Genomic DNA, 16,436 nt, shown 5'->3' with positions numbered 1-16,436 from the left:
ACTAAGGGAAAAAAACAATAATGGCCCTCTGTAATCTCCTGCCGGATATGCTGTGCAAGTTTCCGGCCATCGGTAACAGCACCATGCGCGTGGCACGCAAGACCATCGATGACGGGTTTCGTGATATCGTTCGCAGTTACGGCGATATCATCGATACCGTGGTGCATCCGCTACAAGTGTTTCTCAACGCATCCGAACGCTTCTTCATCCAGACCCCGTGGATCATCATCTTTCTCGGTCTGCTGGCGCTGGTGCATCTGGCCGGTCGCAGCTTCCGCATCACGTTCGGCACCGCAGTTTCGCTATGTCTGATTGGTGCCGTCGGTCTGTGGCGCGATGCGATGACGACGTTGTCGATCGTGGCGATCGCGACGCTGATCGCCGTCATCATCGGTCTGCCGCTGGGCATTCTCATGGCGCGTTCGGAACGCTTGCAGCGCTTCATCAACCCCACGCTCGACGTCATGCAGACGATGCCGAGCTTCGTCTACCTCATCCCCGTCGTTGTCATTTTCGGCATCGGCAAGGTGCCGGGTTTGATTGCGGTCGTCATCTACGCCATTCCGCCGATGATCCGCCTGACCAATCTGGGCATCCGCATGGTGGATCGGGAAACGCTGGAGGCGGCAGACGCTTTCGGCTCTTCCAACACCCAGAAGCTGCTAAACGTGCAATTGCCGCTGGCCATGCCCACCATCATGACCGGCATCAACCAGACCATCATGATGTCGCTGGCGATGGTCGTCGTCGCCTCGATGGTCGGCGTTGGCGGACTGGGCAAGAACGTGCTTCAGGCCATCAACAACCAGTTCTTCACAATCGGCTTTCTGAACGGCTTTGCACTGGTGGCTATCGCCATCATGTTCGACCGTGCCAGCCAGGCTTTCGGCAAGCGTTTGCAGAAATATCGCGAGGTGCAACATGGCTAAGGACATTGAAATCCGGAATCTTTACAAGATCTTCGGCAAGCACCCTGAAAAACACCTTTCGGCCGTTAAAAACGGGTTGAGCAAGACCGAACTGAACGACAAGCACAATCACGTTCTCGGTCTCAACAACATCAACATCACCATGCCCGGCGGCAAGATCACCGTGGTGATGGGGCTGTCCGGCTCCGGCAAATCCACGCTGATACGCCACATCAACCGGCTGATAGAACCGAGTGCGGGCGAAGTGCTCTATGACGGGCAGGACATCTGCTCGATGAACGGTTCCAGCTTGCGCGACTTCCGTCGCCACAAGACCGCGATGGTGTTCCAGAAATTCGGCCTGCTGCCGCACCGCACCGTTCTGGAAAACAGCGTTTACGGTCTGGATATTCAAGGCGTATCGCGAAAGGACAGCATCGAGAAGGGTCGCCACTGGCTGGCGCGCGTCGGTCTGGACGGATATGAAGACAACTATCCCAACCAGCTATCCGGCGGCATGCAGCAACGTGTGGGCCTTGCCCGGGCGCTGACCAACGATGCCGACATTCTGTTGATGGACGAGGCTTATTCGGCGCTCGACCCTCTCATTCGCGTGGACATGCAGACCATGCTGCTCGACCTGCAACAGGAGTTGCAGAAGACCGTCGTCTTCATCACCCATGATCTGGACGAGGCACTGCGGCTTGGCGACCATATCGCAATCCTGAAAGACGGCGAGATGGTGCAGCAGGGTGATGGCCAAAGCATCATTCAGCATCCGGCCAATGAATATGTCAGCGACTTCGTACGCGACGTGAACCGTGGCCGTGTGTTGCAGGCAACCACCGTCATGGAGCCGGTCATGAGTGCGCCGGAAAGTATGTCAGTGCTGGAAACGGCCACCCTGGAAACCATCGCCCGCGACATGACGGATGCCAACGAGACCACCGCCCATGTGGTGGACGAGGATGGCAAGGCCGTGGGCAGCATCGGTATCGAATCGCTGGTCGCGGCAATGGTGACGCCAGCCGTTCATGATGCGGAGGAACCGCAAGCACCGGCACCTGACGCGGCAGAGCCGGAAAAAAAGATCGCCTGATTCTACGCTTGCCCTTCGCGACTTGATGTTGCGGAGGGCGCTTCACGTCAGAGAATCGGCATTTCCTCGCGTTTTTGCGTTTTTGCAAGCCCCTAAAATGCAAAAACGAAGCAGCACTTCCCATGCTGTCAAGCGAAGAACGCGCATCAAACACGATGACGCAAGCTTCGCGCAAGCTTCGGCCGTTAATACTTCATTAACGGGTCAGAGAAAGGGCTTGCTATGAATATCGATAATAATATCGGAGGCTCTGCGCAGCACAGCAGATCTCAGCATATCGAAAAGCGGCAGACGGAAACCGTGACCCCTGAGCAGCAGGAAACCATGCTGAGCGGCGGCAAGATTTCTTTTGTCAACGCTCTGCAATCCACATCGCTCGCCAATGTCCTGTGGACCGTCAGCAACGACGCTGCCGACGAAAGCTCGTCGACGCAAAGCATTGCTGGAGCCTCCACGCAGCTGGAAGCCGCCTGGCTTCGACAGGCCTATACAGAACACTGACATCAGCCGATTCCGAACGTCTGAAGATGCGCCTACCAAACATATTTATGATTGATAACTGATTAATTTTCAGAAAAAAGCCGCGCCATGGCGGCTCTATATTTCAAAACAATCCTCTCTTCACATCATGCTCAAGCTGGGTTCGCGGCGTCGATTTCGACCGTGATGTGTGAAAGCTCATGGATTGCAGCCAGCTTGCGCCGATAAAAGGCCGGAGCCTGCGGTGACGGAGACTGTATCGCGACAATCGCAGCGTGATGCCCCGGCCCTACCTGCCAGACGTGAAGATCAGTGATCCATTCCTCTTCCGTCTCGACTGCACGGCGGATCTTGCCAGACAGAACATCACCCTGCGGAACAGCATCAACAAGCACGGCACCGGTAGAGCGCAGCAGACCCCAAGACCAGCGCGCAATGACGATGCCGCCGACGATGCCCATGGCCGGATCGAGGAACGTCCAGCCGTTCCATTTCCCCAACAGCAGAGCGACGATGGCGAGAACGGATGTCAGCGCATCGGCCACGACGTGCAGATAGGCAGAGCGCAGATTGTTGTCCTTGCCGCCATGGCTTCCATGATGGGCGTGCTCACCATGGTGCGCGTGCTCACCAGAGTGCGCGTGGTCGCCGTGGTGGGCGTGGCTGCCATGGGAGTGCCCGTGGTCATGTCCGTGGTGGTGGTCGTCTTTCAACAACCAAGCGCTGATTATGTTGACGACCAGGCCGATCATCGCCACCGCAATAGCCTGATTGAAATCGATCTGCACCGGAGAAAAGAAGCGCAACGTGCTTTCCCAGGCAATCATGATGGCCGCCACACCCAGCACGACAGCACTGGCAAAACCGGCCAGATCACCAAATTTTCCAGTGCCGAAGGTAAAGCGCGCGTTCTTGGCCTGTTTGCGGGCGTAGAGATAGGCCAGCGCCGAAATCAGCATCGCACCGGCATGGGTAGCCATATGCCAGCCATCGGCTGTCAGTGCCATGGAGCCAAACCAGCTTCCGGCTGCAATTTCCGCCACCATCATCGCCGCCGTCAGCGCAATCACCGTCCAGACACGGCGTTCATTGCGCTCATGATCCTGCCCCAGAAAAACGTGGCTGTGGGTGCCGTGGGCGTGGTTATGCTCTGTCGTCGCTGTCATGGCGCACCTTTACCGAATGTACGTTTTCAAAACCTGCGCCAGCTCTTCCGTGGCGCGGGCACGCTCTTCATCATTTTCCGCATGCAGCACATGCTCATGCAGATGATCCTGCATCACCTCACCCGTCAGCCCGGAAAGCGCGCCGCGCACGGAAGCCAGCAATTGCAGCACCTCCCCACAAGGCTTGCCACCCTCAAACGCCCGCTCCACCGCTTCCATCTGCCCTTTGAGGCGGCGGATCCGCGCCAGAAGCTTGTCCTTGTTCTCGATGGTGTGTGACATGGTTTTCTCTCAATATAGTATAGGGGGGTAGGGTATAGTGCTGCACAACGCTCCGCAAGCCCCTTCTCCACATGCTTGCCACCAAAGGGCCTATGACCTATATCTCTAGAAACTAGAGCTATGAGGCGTGACCATGTATTCCATCGGTGATCTATCCCGAAACACCGGCGTCAAGGTGCCGACCATTCGCTATTACGAGCAGATGGGCCTTCTGCGGGCGGCAGAACGCTCCGAGGGTAACCAGCGGCGCTATGAGAAATCCGACCTGGAGCGCCTCGCCTTCGTGCGCCACGCCCGCGATCTCGGCCTCAACATCGACGCCATCCGTGAACTGATCGCGCTCAGCCAGCACCGCGAAATGCCCTGCACCGACGCCGACCGCATCGCCGCAGACCACCTGACAACCGTCCGCGAGAAGATCGCCAAGCTGAAAAAGCTGGAGCACGAGCTAGAGCGTATCGTCTCCCATTGTGACGGGCATTCGATTGAGGATTGTTATGTTATTCGGGCATTATCGAACCATGATCTGTGTGAGCATGAGCATTGAAGCGGGTCTCGCAAGACAGAGAATTTCAGCTGGCGCTGGTGGGGGCGGCTTACCCCCTCTGTCCTGCCGGACATCTCCCCCTCAAGGAGGGAGATTGGCTAGACGCCTGCTCCCCACGCTCTCCGCAGCCTTCAAGATGTGCGAGAGGTCGCCACGATTCGATCTCCCCACCTGAGGGGGAGATGTCCGGCAGGACAGAGGGGGGTAAGCCGCACCCACCAGCGCCAGATGTGAGAAGACGCAAGCATATGGTTGCTACAACACCCGACAACTGGCCGAGGGCTTATAAGCTCGTTTCCAAACCCACTTGACACAATCCCAATTCCAGCGCATCTACTCTCCCATGATCAACGCACGCGCACCCATTTCCTGCACGTATTTTTGGGCCTTCCTTTAAGGGCGGCTCGACAGATCATTTTGTCGACAAGCCGCCGTCAGGCGGCTTTGTTGTTTTCAAACGTCCTGACGGCTAAACCAGAACCCGAAGGACGAAATAATGACCGAAGACAGCCTTCTGACCCTGCCGAGACCGCCCGTCGTGACCATTCGTGGTGCACGCAAGGCCGATCTGCCTGAGCTTAACGAGATGATTATGCTGCTGGCCGCCCACCATGGCGATGCGGCGGCGATTACGGCTGAGAAGCTGGAGCGCGATCTGTTCGGCCAGGTGCCGTGGATTACGGCGCTGGTGGCCGAGGCCGATGGCGAGTTGATCGGTTACGCCATTCTCGTGCCGCTCTACCGTGCGCAGGAAGGCCGTCGCGGCATGGAACTGCACCATTTGTTCGTACGTGATGGTCACCGTGGCCATGGCACCGGCCAGCACCTTGTGGGCCGCGCGCGGGACGTTGCCAAGCGTTGTGGCTGTGATTTCCTTTCCGTGGGTGCAGCCACCGGCAACTTCGCCGCGCACAAGTTCTACGAAAACATGGATTTCATACCACGCCCCGTTACCGGCATGCGCTTCATGCAGGCGTTAGCTTAACGCGGTAGACACAACGGAACCGACCGTGCAGTTTCGAGCGTTTCGCATGGTCTTGTTTCGGTTTCGTGTTTCGATGGATGGATTTCAGGAGAAGAGAATGCCTCGTATTGCGCTGGCCCTGACCGAGGATTTTGCCGATTGGGAACCCGCATTGTTGATTGCGGCGGCACGTGGATATCTGGGCGTCGATATCGTAACGGCCTCACCCGACGGCGCACCGGTTACGTCGATGGGTGGCCTCAATGTCACGCCTGATATGGCCTATGACGAACTGGACCCGGAGACGATTCATGCGCTGGTCATTCCCGGCGGACTGATCTGGGAAAAGGGTGCGGCACCGGATTTTACCGATCTGGTGCACCGCTTTCGCACCCAGCACCGCGTGGTCGGCGGCATTTGTGCGGCGGCAAGCGCGCTGGCGGGAACCGGCGTGCTGAACCATGTGGCCCATACCGGCAATTCTGTGGATTCACATAGCAGATATGAGAGCTATCAAGGCGCGGAACACTACCGCGACCAGCCACAGGCGGTGAGCCACGAAGGCATCGTCACCGCCCCCGGCAGCGCACCGGTAACATTCGCCGCCGAAGTGCTGAAAGCGCTCGACCTCTGGGGGCCGGAAGCGGAAGCCGAGATTGCAGTGTTTTCGGCGGAACATCGGTGACGCGAAGCCACTTACCTGTGAGCGATCACCCCTGACATCAGCGACCTATGGGCGCTGACACCCGCTAGGTTTCCATCCGCGACAGCCAGCGCTACGGACGTCATGGCGCGCGCAGCATCGCCGCAGGCAAACACGCCGGATATGTTGGTTTCCTTCATCACATCTGTCTTGATGATGGAGCCGAGAGGTCCGGGCTCCAGAGCGAGGCCGAGTTGGTCCGGGATGGCAGTGGCGATCTCAATCGACGCGAGGGCGAAAAGCCCGGCAAAGGAGAGCGTCCGGCCATTGGCGAGCTGCACATCGGCATGACCTTTGAGTGCTTGCACGGCGCTGCGCTCCAGCGTGACACCACGGGCGGCAAGCGCTGCGAGCTGATCGGCGCTGGGTTCGAAGGCATCATTGAGAAGAAGCGTCGTTGGTCCCCAATCGGGAAGCATCAGGGCATGATGCATGGATAATTCCGATCCGGCAATCACGCCGATCTGTCCCTGATTCAGTTCATAGCCATGGCAATAGGGGCAGTGGAACACGCTTTTTCCCCAGCGTTCCGCCAAACCTTCGATGTTAGGCAGAATGTCCTTCACGCCGACGGCCAGGATTAGTGTTTTCGAGAGAGTTCGCGTCTCTGCGACCATCACCTCGAACAAGGCTGCTGCCTTGTCACCCTCCTGCGATATCCGCCGAGCCGTATCCGCGCAGCCAGACAGCCACTGCACAGTTGGATATTGCGTCACCTGCGAGCGCGCCGTTGCTGCAATGACGGCTGGATCGACACCATCCTGCGTGATGAAGCCGTGGGAATGTGTGGCGAACCGATTGCGCCTCAGGCCTTCATCGATGACGAGCACGCTTCTGCGGGCGCGGCCGAGTTGTAGCGCCGCCGATAGCCCCGCATAGCTGCCTCCGATGATGGTGACGTCGTAGATCGTGTCGTTCATGACTGGCTCCTTTTCTCGCAACAACATAAGTGTCGTGACTGTCCAGAGTCAATAGTCACGACACTTCATTTGTATCGTGACGCAATCGTGCTATAGATCGGCGCGATTTGCAGAAGGAATTCGAGGATGAGGCAGGACAGTCGGCTTTCGCGCATGCTGCATGTTTTGATCCACATGGATAAGCACGATGGAGCGATGACATCGGAGATGATCGCGCAGATGCTGGATGCAAATCCCGTCGTTATCCGCCGCACGATGGCGGGCCTGCGCGATGAGGGTTTTGTGCTGTCGGAAAAAGGCCATGGCGGCGGCTGGCGGCTGGCTCGTCCTCTCGATCAGCTGACGCTTTTCGATATTTATTGCGCCGTTGGCGAACCATCCATCTTCGCCGTTGGACCTGCCTATGACATGCCGGGATGCCAGATCGAACAGGCGGTCAACGCGACACTGAAGGGCGTGTTCGATGAGGCCGAGCAACTGTTGCTTAGACGGTTTTCACAGGTCACGCTGGCCGATGTGGCGAAGGGGCTTGCAGGATAGCGTTGATATCCGCCTTAGCCCCGATCAAGCACGCGGCAGGAGCGCACCGGACCTTCGGGAAGCACATTCGTCATCGCCCGCCTGAGATCGCGGCTGTTGATGTGCAGGCTTCGGTCGGAGGGTAGAGCCAACCGCGAAATCTTGGCTGTGGCCGCGCTCAAGAATGCTTGCTGGTTTTCCGCGAAAAATCTGAGGCAGGCCTCCCTGCCCGGCTCTTGCGACAGAAGCGACTTGAAGGCCAGCCGGTGCATGGCGCAGAGCGCGCCATGACCGGGGACCGAAAAACGCAGGGCTTGAAGCTCATCACTCCACTCCACCGCGTTTTCCCTAGATTGCGTCACGTTACTTGGCTGTCTCGAAGCGCTTGAGGAACAGGCCGCTGAGAGAGCCGAGGATCAGCCAGAACACGAAGCTGGTAACGGTGGCGAGAACTACGAACCGGCGCTCCAGCGGCAGAGGTGCCAGCGCATGTTCGCCTTCCGGCGGCAGCGGGGCACCGACGACATGCGGCGCAACGATAAGCACCAGCGCAAGAATGATCGCCCATGGCTCACCCCGTTTGAAGGCCAGCAGCGCAATGCCGCCCGCCGTTGCGGCCACCGTCGCGATCCACCACGTTTGACGTGCACCGAGAGCCGCCGCCGGGCTGCCCGGTAGCTCCGGTGGCAGGCCGATCATGGGTGCCAGCATGACGGCGGCGAAACCGGCAAGCCCCCAGAACAGACCTTCGCGCCAGCCAGCTTCGGAGCCGCGCAGGGAAATCAGTGCCGTCAGGACCAGCGCGTAACCGATGGCGGTCAGCACATTGGCGGCGATGGTGTAGGCGTTGCGCTCGAAACCATCGGCTGGTGTCCAGGCTTCGGCATCATGATGATGGTCGGCCGGTGCTGCCGCATCATGGGTGTGGGCGGGAGCAGCCTCGCCGCCTGCATTTTCAAAAGTTTCAGCCTGAAGGATGAGTGGCGTGGTGCCGACGGCCTGCATGGCGCTGACGGCGAGACCGGCAATCAGCCCCACCAGAACGGCGGTGAAAACGATATTACGGAAAAATGGCATCTCTGTTTCCCTCAATGGCAAGGGAAGGCATTGGCATGGCGCGTATCATGGGCGGCGTTGTGCACCGCTTCGATATGCGAGAAGCCAACGAAACCGACGATGAACAGGCCCAGTGCGGCGGCGGTCAACGACTGCGCAATCTTCGATGTTTTGGTTGATACGGCTGATGTGGCCGTATTCTGCTGGATAGACATGGTGATCCCTTCCTGTGCGGGTGGGCGCATTGCTGATCAATAGCCACACGACCGCATTCAACATTCACCACGGGGAAAAGAGACACATGGTTTTAAAGGTCGGAGAACCGACCTGCCAACCGTGCTGTTCCGGACACCCCGCCGGTATTGACGACACTCATGTGATGGCAGGTCTCCTGGCTCGCGGGTCGTAACCTTGAAAACACCTTCCCGAACTTTGCAGTCAGTGGCTTTTCGTTTTCAGGCTATCCGCTCACAGTTGCGGGGGCAGCCACGAATTGAAGCGTCAGCTTCTATCGTGTTCCCTTTTCACTTTCCGGGCAAACCCGGAAAGACCATCACACAACCGTTATCCGGCGGAAGCGCATCCGAGTCAATGGCTGATCACGGAGAGGGCAATGCCTTGAGGTAGGCCGCAATCGCGTTGCGGTCTTCGGCGGGAAGGTGCGCCATGTTTTGCTGCACCTTGACCATGGAGCCACCGGCGCTATCGAAATCCGGTGTAAAGCCGGTCTCGAGATAATTGGCGATATCAGCCTGCGACCACGAACCGATGGGTTGAGACTCAGGCCGGATATCGGGAATGCGGCCCTCGCCTTCCGGGTTCGGTCCACCGGCTAGCCATTGGCCTTTCAGGAAACCGCCCAGTGCGTCGCGCGGGGTGTGGCATTCGCCGCAGTGGCCAAGGCCTTCCACCAGATATTGCCCGCGAAGGACTGCCGCATCGGCATTGGCAAGCTGCACGCGCGGCTGGCCCTTGTCGAAGTACAGGAATTTCCATCCACCCAAGGCGAGGCGGATGTTGAAGGGGAACGGCAGATCGTGGCCCGGCGCATCATTGGTGCTGGCGGGCAGCGTTTTCAGATAGGCGAAGAGATCATTGACATCCTGCGGCGTCATTCGCGCATAGGAATTGTACGGGAAAGATGGGTAGAGGTGCTCACCGTCCTTGCCCACGCCGCGCGTCATCGCATCGCCGAATTGCGCCACTGTCCACGCGCCGATGCCGTGCTGCGGATCGGGAGAAATGTTGGGCATGTGGAAGGTGCCGAATGGGCTTGGCAGCGCCTGCCCGCCTGACAGCCTCTTCAGCGCGTCGCCCGTGGCATCCGGCGCGGCATGGCAGCTTGCGCAGCCGCCTGCCCAGAACAGGGTTTCGCCATTGGCGAGATTGGGCTCGCCCAGATTGGCCCAATGGCTTGGCGGCTGGCGCTGTGGCGCAGTCACCCACATGAAAATGCCGAACCCGACAGCACCGGCAACAACAGCACCACCCGCCAGCTTTGCCCAGATGGAAGCCATCGTCTTCTCCATTTGATCGATCTATCGAGAAAAAGGTCCGCCATTTGACCGGCGGACCATCACATTTGTCATGTTACTTCTTGACGCGATAAGCCTGATGGCAGCTGCTGCAATCCGCGCCCAGTGTCTTCAAGGCAGCACCGACGCTGGCCTGATCCGTCGGCAGTTGCGCCAAAACCGTGTCGGCATCTGTACCGAGCTTTTCGGACTTCGCCTTGAAGTCTGCAAAGTTCTGCCAGATGGCCGGAGACGCAGCGCCGCCTTCAGAACCGGCGGGGAACTGGTCAGGGAAAGCCTTGGCGTTGGCGCTGATGGTGGTGACGGCGGTCTTGACGGCAGCGGCGTCGTACGGCTTTTCACCCTTGGCGATGGCACCGAGCGCACCCATGGCACCGCCGATACCCTTCATCAAGCCTTCGCGCTTTTCGACCTCGCCGGCTGCGGAAACCGCACCGGCGCAAAGACAGCCTATCATTATGGAAGCGGCAATGGTTCTAAGCTTCATCGTTTCTCTCTCCTGAAACCGGCGCGCCGGAGGGGTGTCTATTCTGGTGTTCTCGCATGTCATCGTCGCAAAACAGCGTCCCACCCGCCCGACATGCAGGAACGAACATGAAAGAAGATGCCCGTTTCACATGGCAAAAAGAAGTCACATTCCGGTGATTTCTAAGGCGAAATCAGGCATATAAAGTCGCCTTTGGTAGTCTGCTTTTATCGCCGCGCCGCCGCTGGCTGCTGCAGGTCTGCCGACGCTGAGAGAAGCAATAAGCGGCTCTCTTCCCGGCCAAAACCACGAATTTCGATGCGATCTTCAAACATATCGGCAATGGCAAAAGTGTTTTCGTCCAATGTGTCGACCATGCCTTTGACGTTCACGAAATGCGTCTGACCCAGCAGCCCGTAATTACCGACGTGATTGTGGCCGCAAAACCAGGCCTTGGCGCTGTGGTGAGTGCCGAGCAAAGCCAAGGTTTGCGGCGCGTCCCACATATTATGTGCATTATCAGGATAAAGCGGATAGTGGCAGAAAATGATGGCGCTCTCGCCCGCCGCATCTGCTGCATCCAGAGTTTCGGCAAGCCATTTTACCTGCGCGTCGCTGAAAGAGCCGTTCCAGTCTTGAGCATTGATGGCAGCCGCTTCTTTCAAAGCGTTCAGCCTTTGCTCGGCCAGCTCCCGACGCGGGTCGCCGTGAGGTGGGGCAAACAGGCTGACATCGCTGCCGTCAAGCACTAAGAAACGGAAGCGCCCAATCGCAAAATCATACCATGGCGACGGCATGCCGAGACGCACATGGACGTCTGCTAAGCGCTCTGGTGCAACAGCGAAATCGTGATTTCCCGGCAGCATGATGCTGCGATGCCTGAGCTTCTCGTAGCATTTGAGGATGGTGTCGAAGTTTTCCCAACCATGGTCGATGACATCACCCAGCGTGACGACGAAAGCCAGATTTTCAGCATTGAACGTAGCGATCGCCGCATCCAGCTTTTGCGGGCTATGCGCATAATAACGTTTCATTTCCGGGCGCGGCGCGACATCGGCATATTGCGGATCGGCGATGATGCCGAAGGAGAAAAGCGGTGCGGTTTTTTCTGTCATGATGCCCCCGCATAGGACGGGGCGATGACAGCCATGTGACAAAACGCTTCGTTGTCATTTCTGGCCTTGAGCCGGGGCGTCAAGGGCAAAACGAAAACACCCGGCGCTGAGGCCGGGTGCTACTGATAAACGAGTCTCATCTCTCTCTTTCGTCATCCTTGGGCTTGTCCCAAGGATCTGACCACGTTGAAGGTTGTGGTTCGTTAGATCCTCGGGACAAGCCCGAGGATGACGTTGGAGCGCGACGAGCAAACGTCAAATCGCTCAAACCTTACTTGGCAGCAGCTTCGTAGCGCTCCAGAACGTAATCCCAGTTGATGAGATTATCGACGAAAGCTTCGAGGTACTTTGGACGCAGGTTGCGGTAGTCGATGTAGTAGGAGTGTTCCCATACGTCGACGCCGAGGATTGGCTCTGCGCCGTGAACCAGCGGGTTTTCACCGTTTGGTGTCTTTGAGATTTCGAGCTTGCCATCTTTCACGGAAACCCATGCCCAGCCGGAGCCGAACTGTGTGGTGCCAGCGGCGATGAAATCGGCCTTGAACTTGTCGTAGCCGCCCAGATCAGACGCGAATGCCTGCTCCAGCTTGCCCGGCAGCTTGTTGCCGCCGCCGTCCTTCTTCAGCCACTTCCAGAAGTGGACGTGGTTGTAATGCTGAGCCGCGTTGTTGAACAGGCCAGCATTGGTACCGAAGGACTTCTTGACGACTTCTTCCAGGGAAAGGTCCGCAAGACCAGCTTCGGCAGCAAGCTTGTTGCCGTTGTCGACATAGGCTTTGTGGTGCTTGTCGTGGTGAAACTCGAGCGTTTCGCGCGACATGTAAGGTGCCAGCGCATCGTAATCGTAAGGCAGTGCGGGAAGTTCGAAGGCCATGGTGTTTACTCCTTGTTGCAGCGGCAGGGCCGCTCCTTGAAACCTGTGCCCGGACCATAAGAGCGGACGTGATGAGAGGCAACCTGCTAAATGTTAAAATGTTCCAGCAAAAGAGAAAATTCTTCCCGCCGCCCTTGGAAAAACACTTTTCGTGCCAAGGCTGGCGTACCGATTCCAGAAAATCCGTTCGCTTTTCTGAGGGAACCTATAGGAAGGATATTACCGTGAAACGACAGTTTCTCACCGCCTGCATCGCAAGCCTTTTCGCCCTGCCAGCCGCCGCATCTTCAGACGATGCGTGGAAGGCGTTTTCGGCGGAGGTTCAAGCGCGGTGTCTTGGCGCGGTGGAGGGCAATATCGAGAAGCCGAAGATCGTCGTCGACCCCTTCGGCAGCCAGAGCTACGGCCTTGCCATCATCACCGGCAAAGCCAAGGGAACCGCGACCGAGATCAGCCATGTCTGCGTTTTCGACAAGACGACCAAAACCGTCGAAATCAGCGGAGAGTTGCCGCAGGACGCAGTGAAAATCGACATCCCCGGTTCTGCGGCGCGGTGAGCCCTATATTTCTGGCTTAAAACGTGGGGTCGTGTCCGCCTCGCCCAGCGGGCGCTGCATCAGCACGATATCCAGCCATCGCCCGTGCTTCCAGCCAACGGATTTCAGGGTGCCTGTCATTTCAAAACCGGCTGCGCGGTGGACGCCGACGGAGGCAACGTTGTCCGAGTCGCCGACAACGGCAACCATCTGCCGAAAGCCACGCGCGGTCGCGTCTTCGATCAGGGCCAGCAGCAGCGCCTTGCCGATGCCGAGGCCCTTACGCTCAGGATCGACATAGATGGAATCCTCGACAGTCGCGCCATAGGCCGGGCGGGCGCGGTGGGCTCCGGCATAGGCATAGCCCGCAACCGCGCCCTCGACTTCCGCCACTATATAAGGAAAGCCGCCCGCAACCAAAGCGCGCCTGCGCTCCACCATTGTATCGACGGATGGCGGCTCGATTTCGAAACTGGCCGTGCCGTGCAGCACCGCATGGCGGTAAATCTCGGTAATGGCAGCGATATCGCCCTCTTCGCACGGGCGAATGGTAACAGTTGGTTTTGGCTGGGAATGCATTTCAATGTCCTGGAAAATTCTCTGCGCACAGTTTGCACCAGACGGAAACCAAAATAAAGATTATCCATCTTATGCAAACCATAAGGGATTCTTTGGTGATAGATTTCGATCTCAAGCAGCTGCGCAGCTTCATTGATGTGGCCGATCTCGGCAGTTTTTCCGCCGCGGCGCAAAAGGCGGGCGTAACCCAGCCCGCGATCAGCCTGCATATTCGTCTGCTGGAGAAACAGTTGGGCACCCGGCTGGTGGAGCGCGTGGGGCGGCGGGCACAGCCGACCCCGGCAGGACGCGATCTGCTGGTCTATGCACGGCGGATTGCGGAGGATGTCGCACAAGCCATGGAGGCGGTGGCCCCGCACCGCAGCGGCGCTGCCGGTCGGTTGCGGATCGGCACCGGTGCGACGGCGCTAATCTATTTTCTGCCTGCCATTCTGGGCCAAATCCGCCACGCCATGCCCCATATCGAGATCAAGGTTCAGACCGGCAACACGCCGGACATTCTGCGGCATCTGGAAGACAATATGATCGACGCGGCCATCGTGACTCTGCCCGCTACCGGGCGCAGCATCGAACTGCGCGATATCCACTGTGAAGAGCTGGTTGCGATCTTTCCGCCAGATGCCACACTGCCAGCAGGAGAGATCACCGCGGAGTGTCTCTCTGCTCAGCCGCTGTTGCTTTATGAAGGCGGCAATACGAGACGGCTGGTGGATGAGTGGTTGAAGGCGGGCGGCAAGCGGATACAGCCGGTGATGGAACTGGGCAGCGTCGAAGCCTTGAAGAAGCTTTCACAAGCGGGGCTGGGCGTGGCTATCGTCCCAGCCATGGCTATACGGGATGAGGCGACATCTTCGCCGCTGACGATCCGCTCTCTATCTCCCAAGCTTGAACGCAAGCTGGCACTTGGCCTCCGGCGCGACAAACATATGACCGCGCCCTTGCGGGCGCTTTCAGCCATTCTCACCCACCGGTCAACAGTTTGATGGCAATCAGCCACATGGTGAGCGCGATGACGCCTTCAAGTATGCGCCAGCTTTGAGGATTGGCGAAGATCGGGCGCAGCCAGCGCGCGCCGTAACCAAGGGAGAAGAAGAACAGGAAGGATGAGGTGACGGCACCAGCCCAAAACGCTTTTTCCGACCCCGGAAACTGTGTGGAGATGGTGCCGAGCAGAACCACCGTATCCAAATAGACATGCGGGTTGAGCCATGTCAGCACGAGACAAGTGGCGAGTGTCGAGCCGAGAGAGGTCACGGTACCGGATGCGGCAACGAGAACATTCGAAGCACCAAGCGCCGATTGCAGGCTTTTTGCGCCATACCAGAACAGAAAGGCTGCACCGGCATAGCGCATGGCCGGTTCCAGTGCGGGAAGGACGGCGGCGATCTGGCGAAAGGCAGTAATGCCAACGGTAATCAAGATCGCATCCGACACGGCGCAGGCCAGCACAACAGCAAACACATGTTCGCCCCGCAGCCCCTGTCGCAGCACGAAGGCGTTCTGCGCGCCGATGGCGACGATCAGCGTCAGCCCCATCGTCAAGCCCGTCATATAGGTCGAAAAATCCATAGCCCTGCCCTTGTTTCAAGCTTGGCATAGGTGTGCCATTCACGTTAATCCAGTTAAGGTTTCTTAGGTGGATTAAGGCAGGCTAATTTCATGCTCGATTATGCAGCGCTTCGTGCAGTGTCCATGGTGGTGCAGACTGGCAGCTTTGAAAAGGCGGCGCTCGCCTTGCATGTGACGCCGTCTGCAATTTCCCAGCGGGTCAAACAGCTGGAAGAACGGCTTGGCACCGTGCTCATTCTGCGCGGCAACCCCTGTACCGCGACCGAAAAAGGCGAATGGGTGTGCCGCCACATGGAGCATGTGGGCATGCTGGAAAACGAGCTGTTCGGGCAACTGCCAGCGCTTCTGGCGCCGAACCAACCGGGCGAGAAAGTGACGCTGCATATAGCGACCAACGCCGATAGCCTCGGCACATGGTTTCTGAAGGCCATATCCGGCTTTTCGACTGGCTCGAACTATCTGATGAACATCGCCGTGGACGATCAGGACCACACGGCGGACTGGCTGCAACGTGGCCGGGTTCTGGCCGCCGTCACCAGCCTGGAAAAACCGGTGCCGGGTTGCCGCGTCACGCCACTCGGTTCCCTCCGATACCACGCCACGGCCAGCCCCGATTTCATGGCCCGCTATTTCGGCGGCGGCGTGACCGAAGCGCGGCTTTCGCAGGCACCGGCGCTGACCTTCAACCAGAAAGACCGGCTGCAACATCAATGGGTGTCGAAGGTCTTCGGCGCACCGGTGGTCCACCCCACCCACTGGCTTCCCTCCACGCAGAGCTTTGTCGATGCTGCCCTGCTGGGCATGGGCTGGGGCATGAACCCTGAAATGCTGGTTCGGGATCATCTGGCATCGCGTGATCTGGTGGAACTGGTGGCGGAGACGCCGCTGGATATTCCGCTGTACTGGCAGGTGAATAGACTGGCTGCGGAGAGGTTGAAGCCGTTGACGCAGGCGGTGGTGGATGTGGCGCGGGGGGTGTTGGTGCAGGGTTGAGGTTGGAGCGAGGGGCGGAACCCCTCACCTAGAAAATCTACGACTTAGCTTTCAGCTAAGATCGTGATTTTCTGTCCTCTCCCACAGGGGGAGAGGTAACCTGCGGCGGCGCGGCATTTTATCTC

The 16,436-nt window shown here is 58.5% G+C and carries 22 protein-coding genes and 1 riboswitch; of the genes, 10 read left to right on the top strand and 12 right to left on the bottom strand.

All coding sequences use genetic code 11. From position 1 onward, the window contains the following. Nucleotides 1-20: 20 nt before the first annotated feature. The 3 genes from CPJ18_RS12825 to CPJ18_RS12815 all read left to right on the top strand — a co-directional run bounded on the left by CPJ18_RS12825 (nt 21) and on the right by CPJ18_RS12815 (nt 2,508). On the top strand, nt 21-929 hold the full coding sequence (locus CPJ18_RS12825; protein WP_103658724.1) for an ABC transporter permease: 909 nt from the start codon (nt 21-23) through the stop codon (nt 927-929). Beyond that, on the top strand, nt 922-2,007 hold the full coding sequence (locus CPJ18_RS12820) for a quaternary amine ABC transporter ATP-binding protein (RefSeq protein WP_103658722.1): 1,086 nt from the start codon (nt 922-924) through the stop codon (nt 2,005-2,007). The genes CPJ18_RS12825 and CPJ18_RS12820 overlap by 8 nt, the downstream gene beginning before the upstream one ends. 222 nt (nt 2,008-2,229) lie before the next feature. Beyond that, complete coding sequence (locus CPJ18_RS12815) at nt 2,230-2,508, top strand: hypothetical protein (protein ID WP_103658720.1); 279 nt, start codon at nt 2,230-2,232, stop codon at nt 2,506-2,508. A gap of 131 nt (nt 2,509-2,639) precedes the next feature. On the opposite strand, the gene dmeF is transcribed toward CPJ18_RS12815, so the two are convergent. Beyond that, complete coding sequence (dmeF, locus tag CPJ18_RS12810) at nt 2,640-3,653, bottom strand: CDF family Co(II)/Ni(II) efflux transporter DmeF (RefSeq protein ID WP_103658719.1); 1,014 nt, start codon at nt 3,651-3,653, stop codon at nt 2,640-2,642. Nucleotides 3,654-3,662: 9 nt separating this feature from the next. After that, nucleotides 3,663-3,935 (bottom strand): Ni(II)/Co(II)-sensing transcriptional repressor DmeR, encoded by a 273-nt coding sequence (gene dmeR / locus CPJ18_RS12805; RefSeq protein WP_103658716.1) that lies wholly within the window; start codon nt 3,933-3,935, stop codon nt 3,663-3,665. 133 nt (nt 3,936-4,068) lie between these two features. Between dmeR and CPJ18_RS12800 the strand changes: the two genes are divergently transcribed. The 3 genes from CPJ18_RS12800 to CPJ18_RS12785 all read left to right on the top strand — a co-directional run bounded on the left by CPJ18_RS12800 (nt 4,069) and on the right by CPJ18_RS12785 (nt 6,131). Then, on the top strand, nt 4,069-4,482 hold the full coding sequence (locus CPJ18_RS12800; RefSeq protein WP_077119141.1) for a MerR family transcriptional regulator: 414 nt from the start codon (nt 4,069-4,071) through the stop codon (nt 4,480-4,482). 496 nt (nt 4,483-4,978) lie between these two features. Beyond that, nucleotides 4,979-5,467 (top strand): GNAT family N-acetyltransferase, encoded by a 489-nt coding sequence (locus CPJ18_RS12790; protein ID WP_077119138.1) that lies wholly within the window; start codon nt 4,979-4,981, stop codon nt 5,465-5,467. 97 nt (nt 5,468-5,564) lie between these two features. Then, nucleotides 5,565-6,131 (top strand): type 1 glutamine amidotransferase family protein, encoded by a 567-nt coding sequence (locus CPJ18_RS12785; protein ID WP_103659113.1) that lies wholly within the window; start codon nt 5,565-5,567, stop codon nt 6,129-6,131. Between the two features lie 11 nt (nt 6,132-6,142). On the opposite strand, the gene CPJ18_RS12780 is transcribed toward CPJ18_RS12785, so the two are convergent. Then, a complete protein-coding gene (locus tag CPJ18_RS12780; RefSeq protein WP_103659112.1) occupies nt 6,143-7,069 on the bottom strand; it encodes an NAD(P)/FAD-dependent oxidoreductase in 927 nt (308 codons plus the stop codon). Between the two features lie 126 nt (nt 7,070-7,195). Here CPJ18_RS12780 and CPJ18_RS12775 point away from each other — a divergent pair, with 126 nt between their 5' ends. Next, the gene (locus CPJ18_RS12775; RefSeq protein ID WP_103658714.1) at nt 7,196-7,609 is read left to right on the top strand and encodes an Rrf2 family transcriptional regulator; all 414 of its coding nucleotides are present in this window, start codon (nt 7,196-7,198) and stop codon (nt 7,607-7,609) included. A gap of 14 nt (nt 7,610-7,623) precedes the next feature. On the opposite strand, the gene CPJ18_RS12770 is transcribed toward CPJ18_RS12775, so the two are convergent. The 7 genes from CPJ18_RS12770 to CPJ18_RS12740 all read right to left on the bottom strand — a co-directional run bounded on the left by CPJ18_RS12770 (nt 7,624) and on the right by CPJ18_RS12740 (nt 12,634). Continuing rightward, on the bottom strand, nt 7,624-7,926 hold the full coding sequence (locus CPJ18_RS12770) for a hypothetical protein (protein WP_245445400.1): 303 nt from the start codon (nt 7,924-7,926) through the stop codon (nt 7,624-7,626). A gap of 25 nt (nt 7,927-7,951) precedes the next feature. Then, nucleotides 7,952-8,665 (bottom strand): CbtA family protein, encoded by a 714-nt coding sequence (locus CPJ18_RS12765; RefSeq protein ID WP_103658710.1) that lies wholly within the window; start codon nt 8,663-8,665, stop codon nt 7,952-7,954. 11 nt (nt 8,666-8,676) lie between these two features. Continuing rightward, the gene (locus CPJ18_RS12760; RefSeq protein ID WP_103584813.1) at nt 8,677-8,859 is read right to left on the bottom strand and encodes a CbtB domain-containing protein; all 183 of its coding nucleotides are present in this window, start codon (nt 8,857-8,859) and stop codon (nt 8,677-8,679) included. Between the two features lie 149 nt (nt 8,860-9,008). Beyond that, a riboswitch (cobalamin riboswitch) is annotated at nt 9,009-9,214 on the bottom strand. A 29-nt stretch (nt 9,215-9,243) separates the two neighbouring features. Beyond that, nucleotides 9,244-10,161: a cytochrome c gene (locus tag CPJ18_RS12755; protein WP_103659111.1), complete on the bottom strand. Its 918-nt coding sequence runs from the start codon at nt 10,159-10,161 to the stop codon at nt 9,244-9,246. Nucleotides 10,162-10,234: 73 nt separating this feature from the next. Further along, the gene (locus tag CPJ18_RS12750) at nt 10,235-10,666 is read right to left on the bottom strand and encodes a c-type cytochrome (protein WP_077119124.1); all 432 of its coding nucleotides are present in this window, start codon (nt 10,664-10,666) and stop codon (nt 10,235-10,237) included. Between the two features lie 206 nt (nt 10,667-10,872). Next, nucleotides 10,873-11,760 (bottom strand): metallophosphoesterase, encoded by an 888-nt coding sequence (locus tag CPJ18_RS12745; protein ID WP_103658708.1) that lies wholly within the window; start codon nt 11,758-11,760, stop codon nt 10,873-10,875. A 271-nt stretch (nt 11,761-12,031) separates the two neighbouring features. Next, on the bottom strand, nt 12,032-12,634 hold the full coding sequence (locus CPJ18_RS12740) for a superoxide dismutase (protein WP_077103789.1): 603 nt from the start codon (nt 12,632-12,634) through the stop codon (nt 12,032-12,034). A 224-nt stretch (nt 12,635-12,858) separates the two neighbouring features. Here CPJ18_RS12740 and CPJ18_RS12735 point away from each other — a divergent pair, with 224 nt between their 5' ends. Further along, on the top strand, nt 12,859-13,191 hold the full coding sequence (locus tag CPJ18_RS12735) for a hypothetical protein (protein ID WP_245445399.1): 333 nt from the start codon (nt 12,859-12,861) through the stop codon (nt 13,189-13,191). A 3-nt stretch (nt 13,192-13,194) separates the two neighbouring features. Here CPJ18_RS12735 and CPJ18_RS12730 read toward each other — a convergent pair whose 3' ends face one another. Next, nucleotides 13,195-13,749 (bottom strand): GNAT family N-acetyltransferase, encoded by a 555-nt coding sequence (locus tag CPJ18_RS12730; protein WP_103658706.1) that lies wholly within the window; start codon nt 13,747-13,749, stop codon nt 13,195-13,197. 95 nt (nt 13,750-13,844) lie between these two features. Between CPJ18_RS12730 and CPJ18_RS12725 the strand changes: the two genes are divergently transcribed. Next, on the top strand, nt 13,845-14,732 hold the full coding sequence (locus CPJ18_RS12725; RefSeq protein WP_103659108.1) for a LysR family transcriptional regulator: 888 nt from the start codon (nt 13,845-13,847) through the stop codon (nt 14,730-14,732). Here CPJ18_RS12725 and CPJ18_RS12720 read toward each other — a convergent pair. Continuing rightward, entirely contained in the window at nt 14,710-15,318 is a 609-nt protein-coding gene (locus tag CPJ18_RS12720) for a LysE/ArgO family amino acid transporter (RefSeq protein WP_103584818.1), read from the bottom strand. The genes CPJ18_RS12725 and CPJ18_RS12720 overlap by 23 nt on opposite strands. Before the next feature lie 90 nt (nt 15,319-15,408). Here CPJ18_RS12720 and CPJ18_RS12715 point away from each other — a divergent pair, with 90 nt between their 5' ends. Then, nucleotides 15,409-16,311: a LysR family transcriptional regulator ArgP gene (locus CPJ18_RS12715; protein ID WP_103658704.1), complete on the top strand. Its 903-nt coding sequence runs from the start codon at nt 15,409-15,411 to the stop codon at nt 16,309-16,311. Nucleotides 16,312-16,436 lie beyond the last annotated feature (125 nt).

Source organism: Agrobacterium rosae, from assembly GCF_002915175.1.
GTDB lineage: Bacteria > Pseudomonadota > Alphaproteobacteria > Rhizobiales > Rhizobiaceae > Agrobacterium > Agrobacterium rosae.
This window is presented reverse-complemented; position numbering and strand designations above follow the sequence as displayed.

Bases quoted from the DNA above. Each gene is read 5' to 3' on its own strand.
- dmeF (WP_103658719.1), bottom strand. From the start codon at position 3,653: ATGACAGCGACGACAGAGCATAACCACGCCCACGGCACCCACAGCCAC.
- CPJ18_RS12800 (WP_077119141.1), top strand. From the start codon at position 4,069: ATGTATTCCATCGGTGATCTATCCCGAAACACCGGCGTCAAGGTGCCG.
- CPJ18_RS12730 (WP_103658706.1), bottom strand. From the start codon at position 13,749: ATGCATTCCCAGCCAAAACCAACTGTTACCATTCGCCCGTGCGAAGAG.
- CPJ18_RS12745 (WP_103658708.1), bottom strand. From the start codon at position 11,760: ATGACAGAAAAAACCGCACCGCTTTTCTCCTTCGGCATCATCGCCGAT.
- CPJ18_RS12775 (WP_103658714.1), top strand. From the start codon at position 7,196: ATGAGGCAGGACAGTCGGCTTTCGCGCATGCTGCATGTTTTGATCCAC.
- CPJ18_RS12760 (WP_103584813.1), bottom strand. From the start codon at position 8,859: ATGTCTATCCAGCAGAATACGGCCACATCAGCCGTATCAACCAAAACA.
- CPJ18_RS12820 (WP_103658722.1), top strand. From the start codon at position 922: ATGGCTAAGGACATTGAAATCCGGAATCTTTACAAGATCTTCGGCAAG.
- dmeR (WP_103658716.1), bottom strand. From the start codon at position 3,935: ATGTCACACACCATCGAGAACAAGGACAAGCTTCTGGCGCGGATCCGC.
- CPJ18_RS12740 (WP_077103789.1), bottom strand. From the start codon at position 12,634: ATGGCCTTCGAACTTCCCGCACTGCCTTACGATTACGATGCGCTGGCA.
- CPJ18_RS12755 (WP_103659111.1), bottom strand. From the start codon at position 10,161: ATGGCTTCCATCTGGGCAAAGCTGGCGGGTGGTGCTGTTGTTGCCGGT.
- CPJ18_RS12765 (WP_103658710.1), bottom strand. From the start codon at position 8,665: ATGCCATTTTTCCGTAATATCGTTTTCACCGCCGTTCTGGTGGGGCTG.
- CPJ18_RS12785 (WP_103659113.1), top strand. From the start codon at position 5,565: ATGCCTCGTATTGCGCTGGCCCTGACCGAGGATTTTGCCGATTGGGAA.
- CPJ18_RS12815 (WP_103658720.1), top strand. From the start codon at position 2,230: ATGAATATCGATAATAATATCGGAGGCTCTGCGCAGCACAGCAGATCT.
- CPJ18_RS12715 (WP_103658704.1), top strand. From the start codon at position 15,409: ATGCTCGATTATGCAGCGCTTCGTGCAGTGTCCATGGTGGTGCAGACT.
- CPJ18_RS12720 (WP_103584818.1), bottom strand. From the start codon at position 15,318: ATGGATTTTTCGACCTATATGACGGGCTTGACGATGGGGCTGACGCTG.
- CPJ18_RS12825 (WP_103658724.1), top strand. From the start codon at position 21: ATGGCCCTCTGTAATCTCCTGCCGGATATGCTGTGCAAGTTTCCGGCC.
- CPJ18_RS12790 (WP_077119138.1), top strand. From the start codon at position 4,979: ATGACCGAAGACAGCCTTCTGACCCTGCCGAGACCGCCCGTCGTGACC.
- CPJ18_RS12750 (WP_077119124.1), bottom strand. From the start codon at position 10,666: ATGAAGCTTAGAACCATTGCCGCTTCCATAATGATAGGCTGTCTTTGC.
- CPJ18_RS12780 (WP_103659112.1), bottom strand. From the start codon at position 7,069: ATGAACGACACGATCTACGACGTCACCATCATCGGAGGCAGCTATGCG.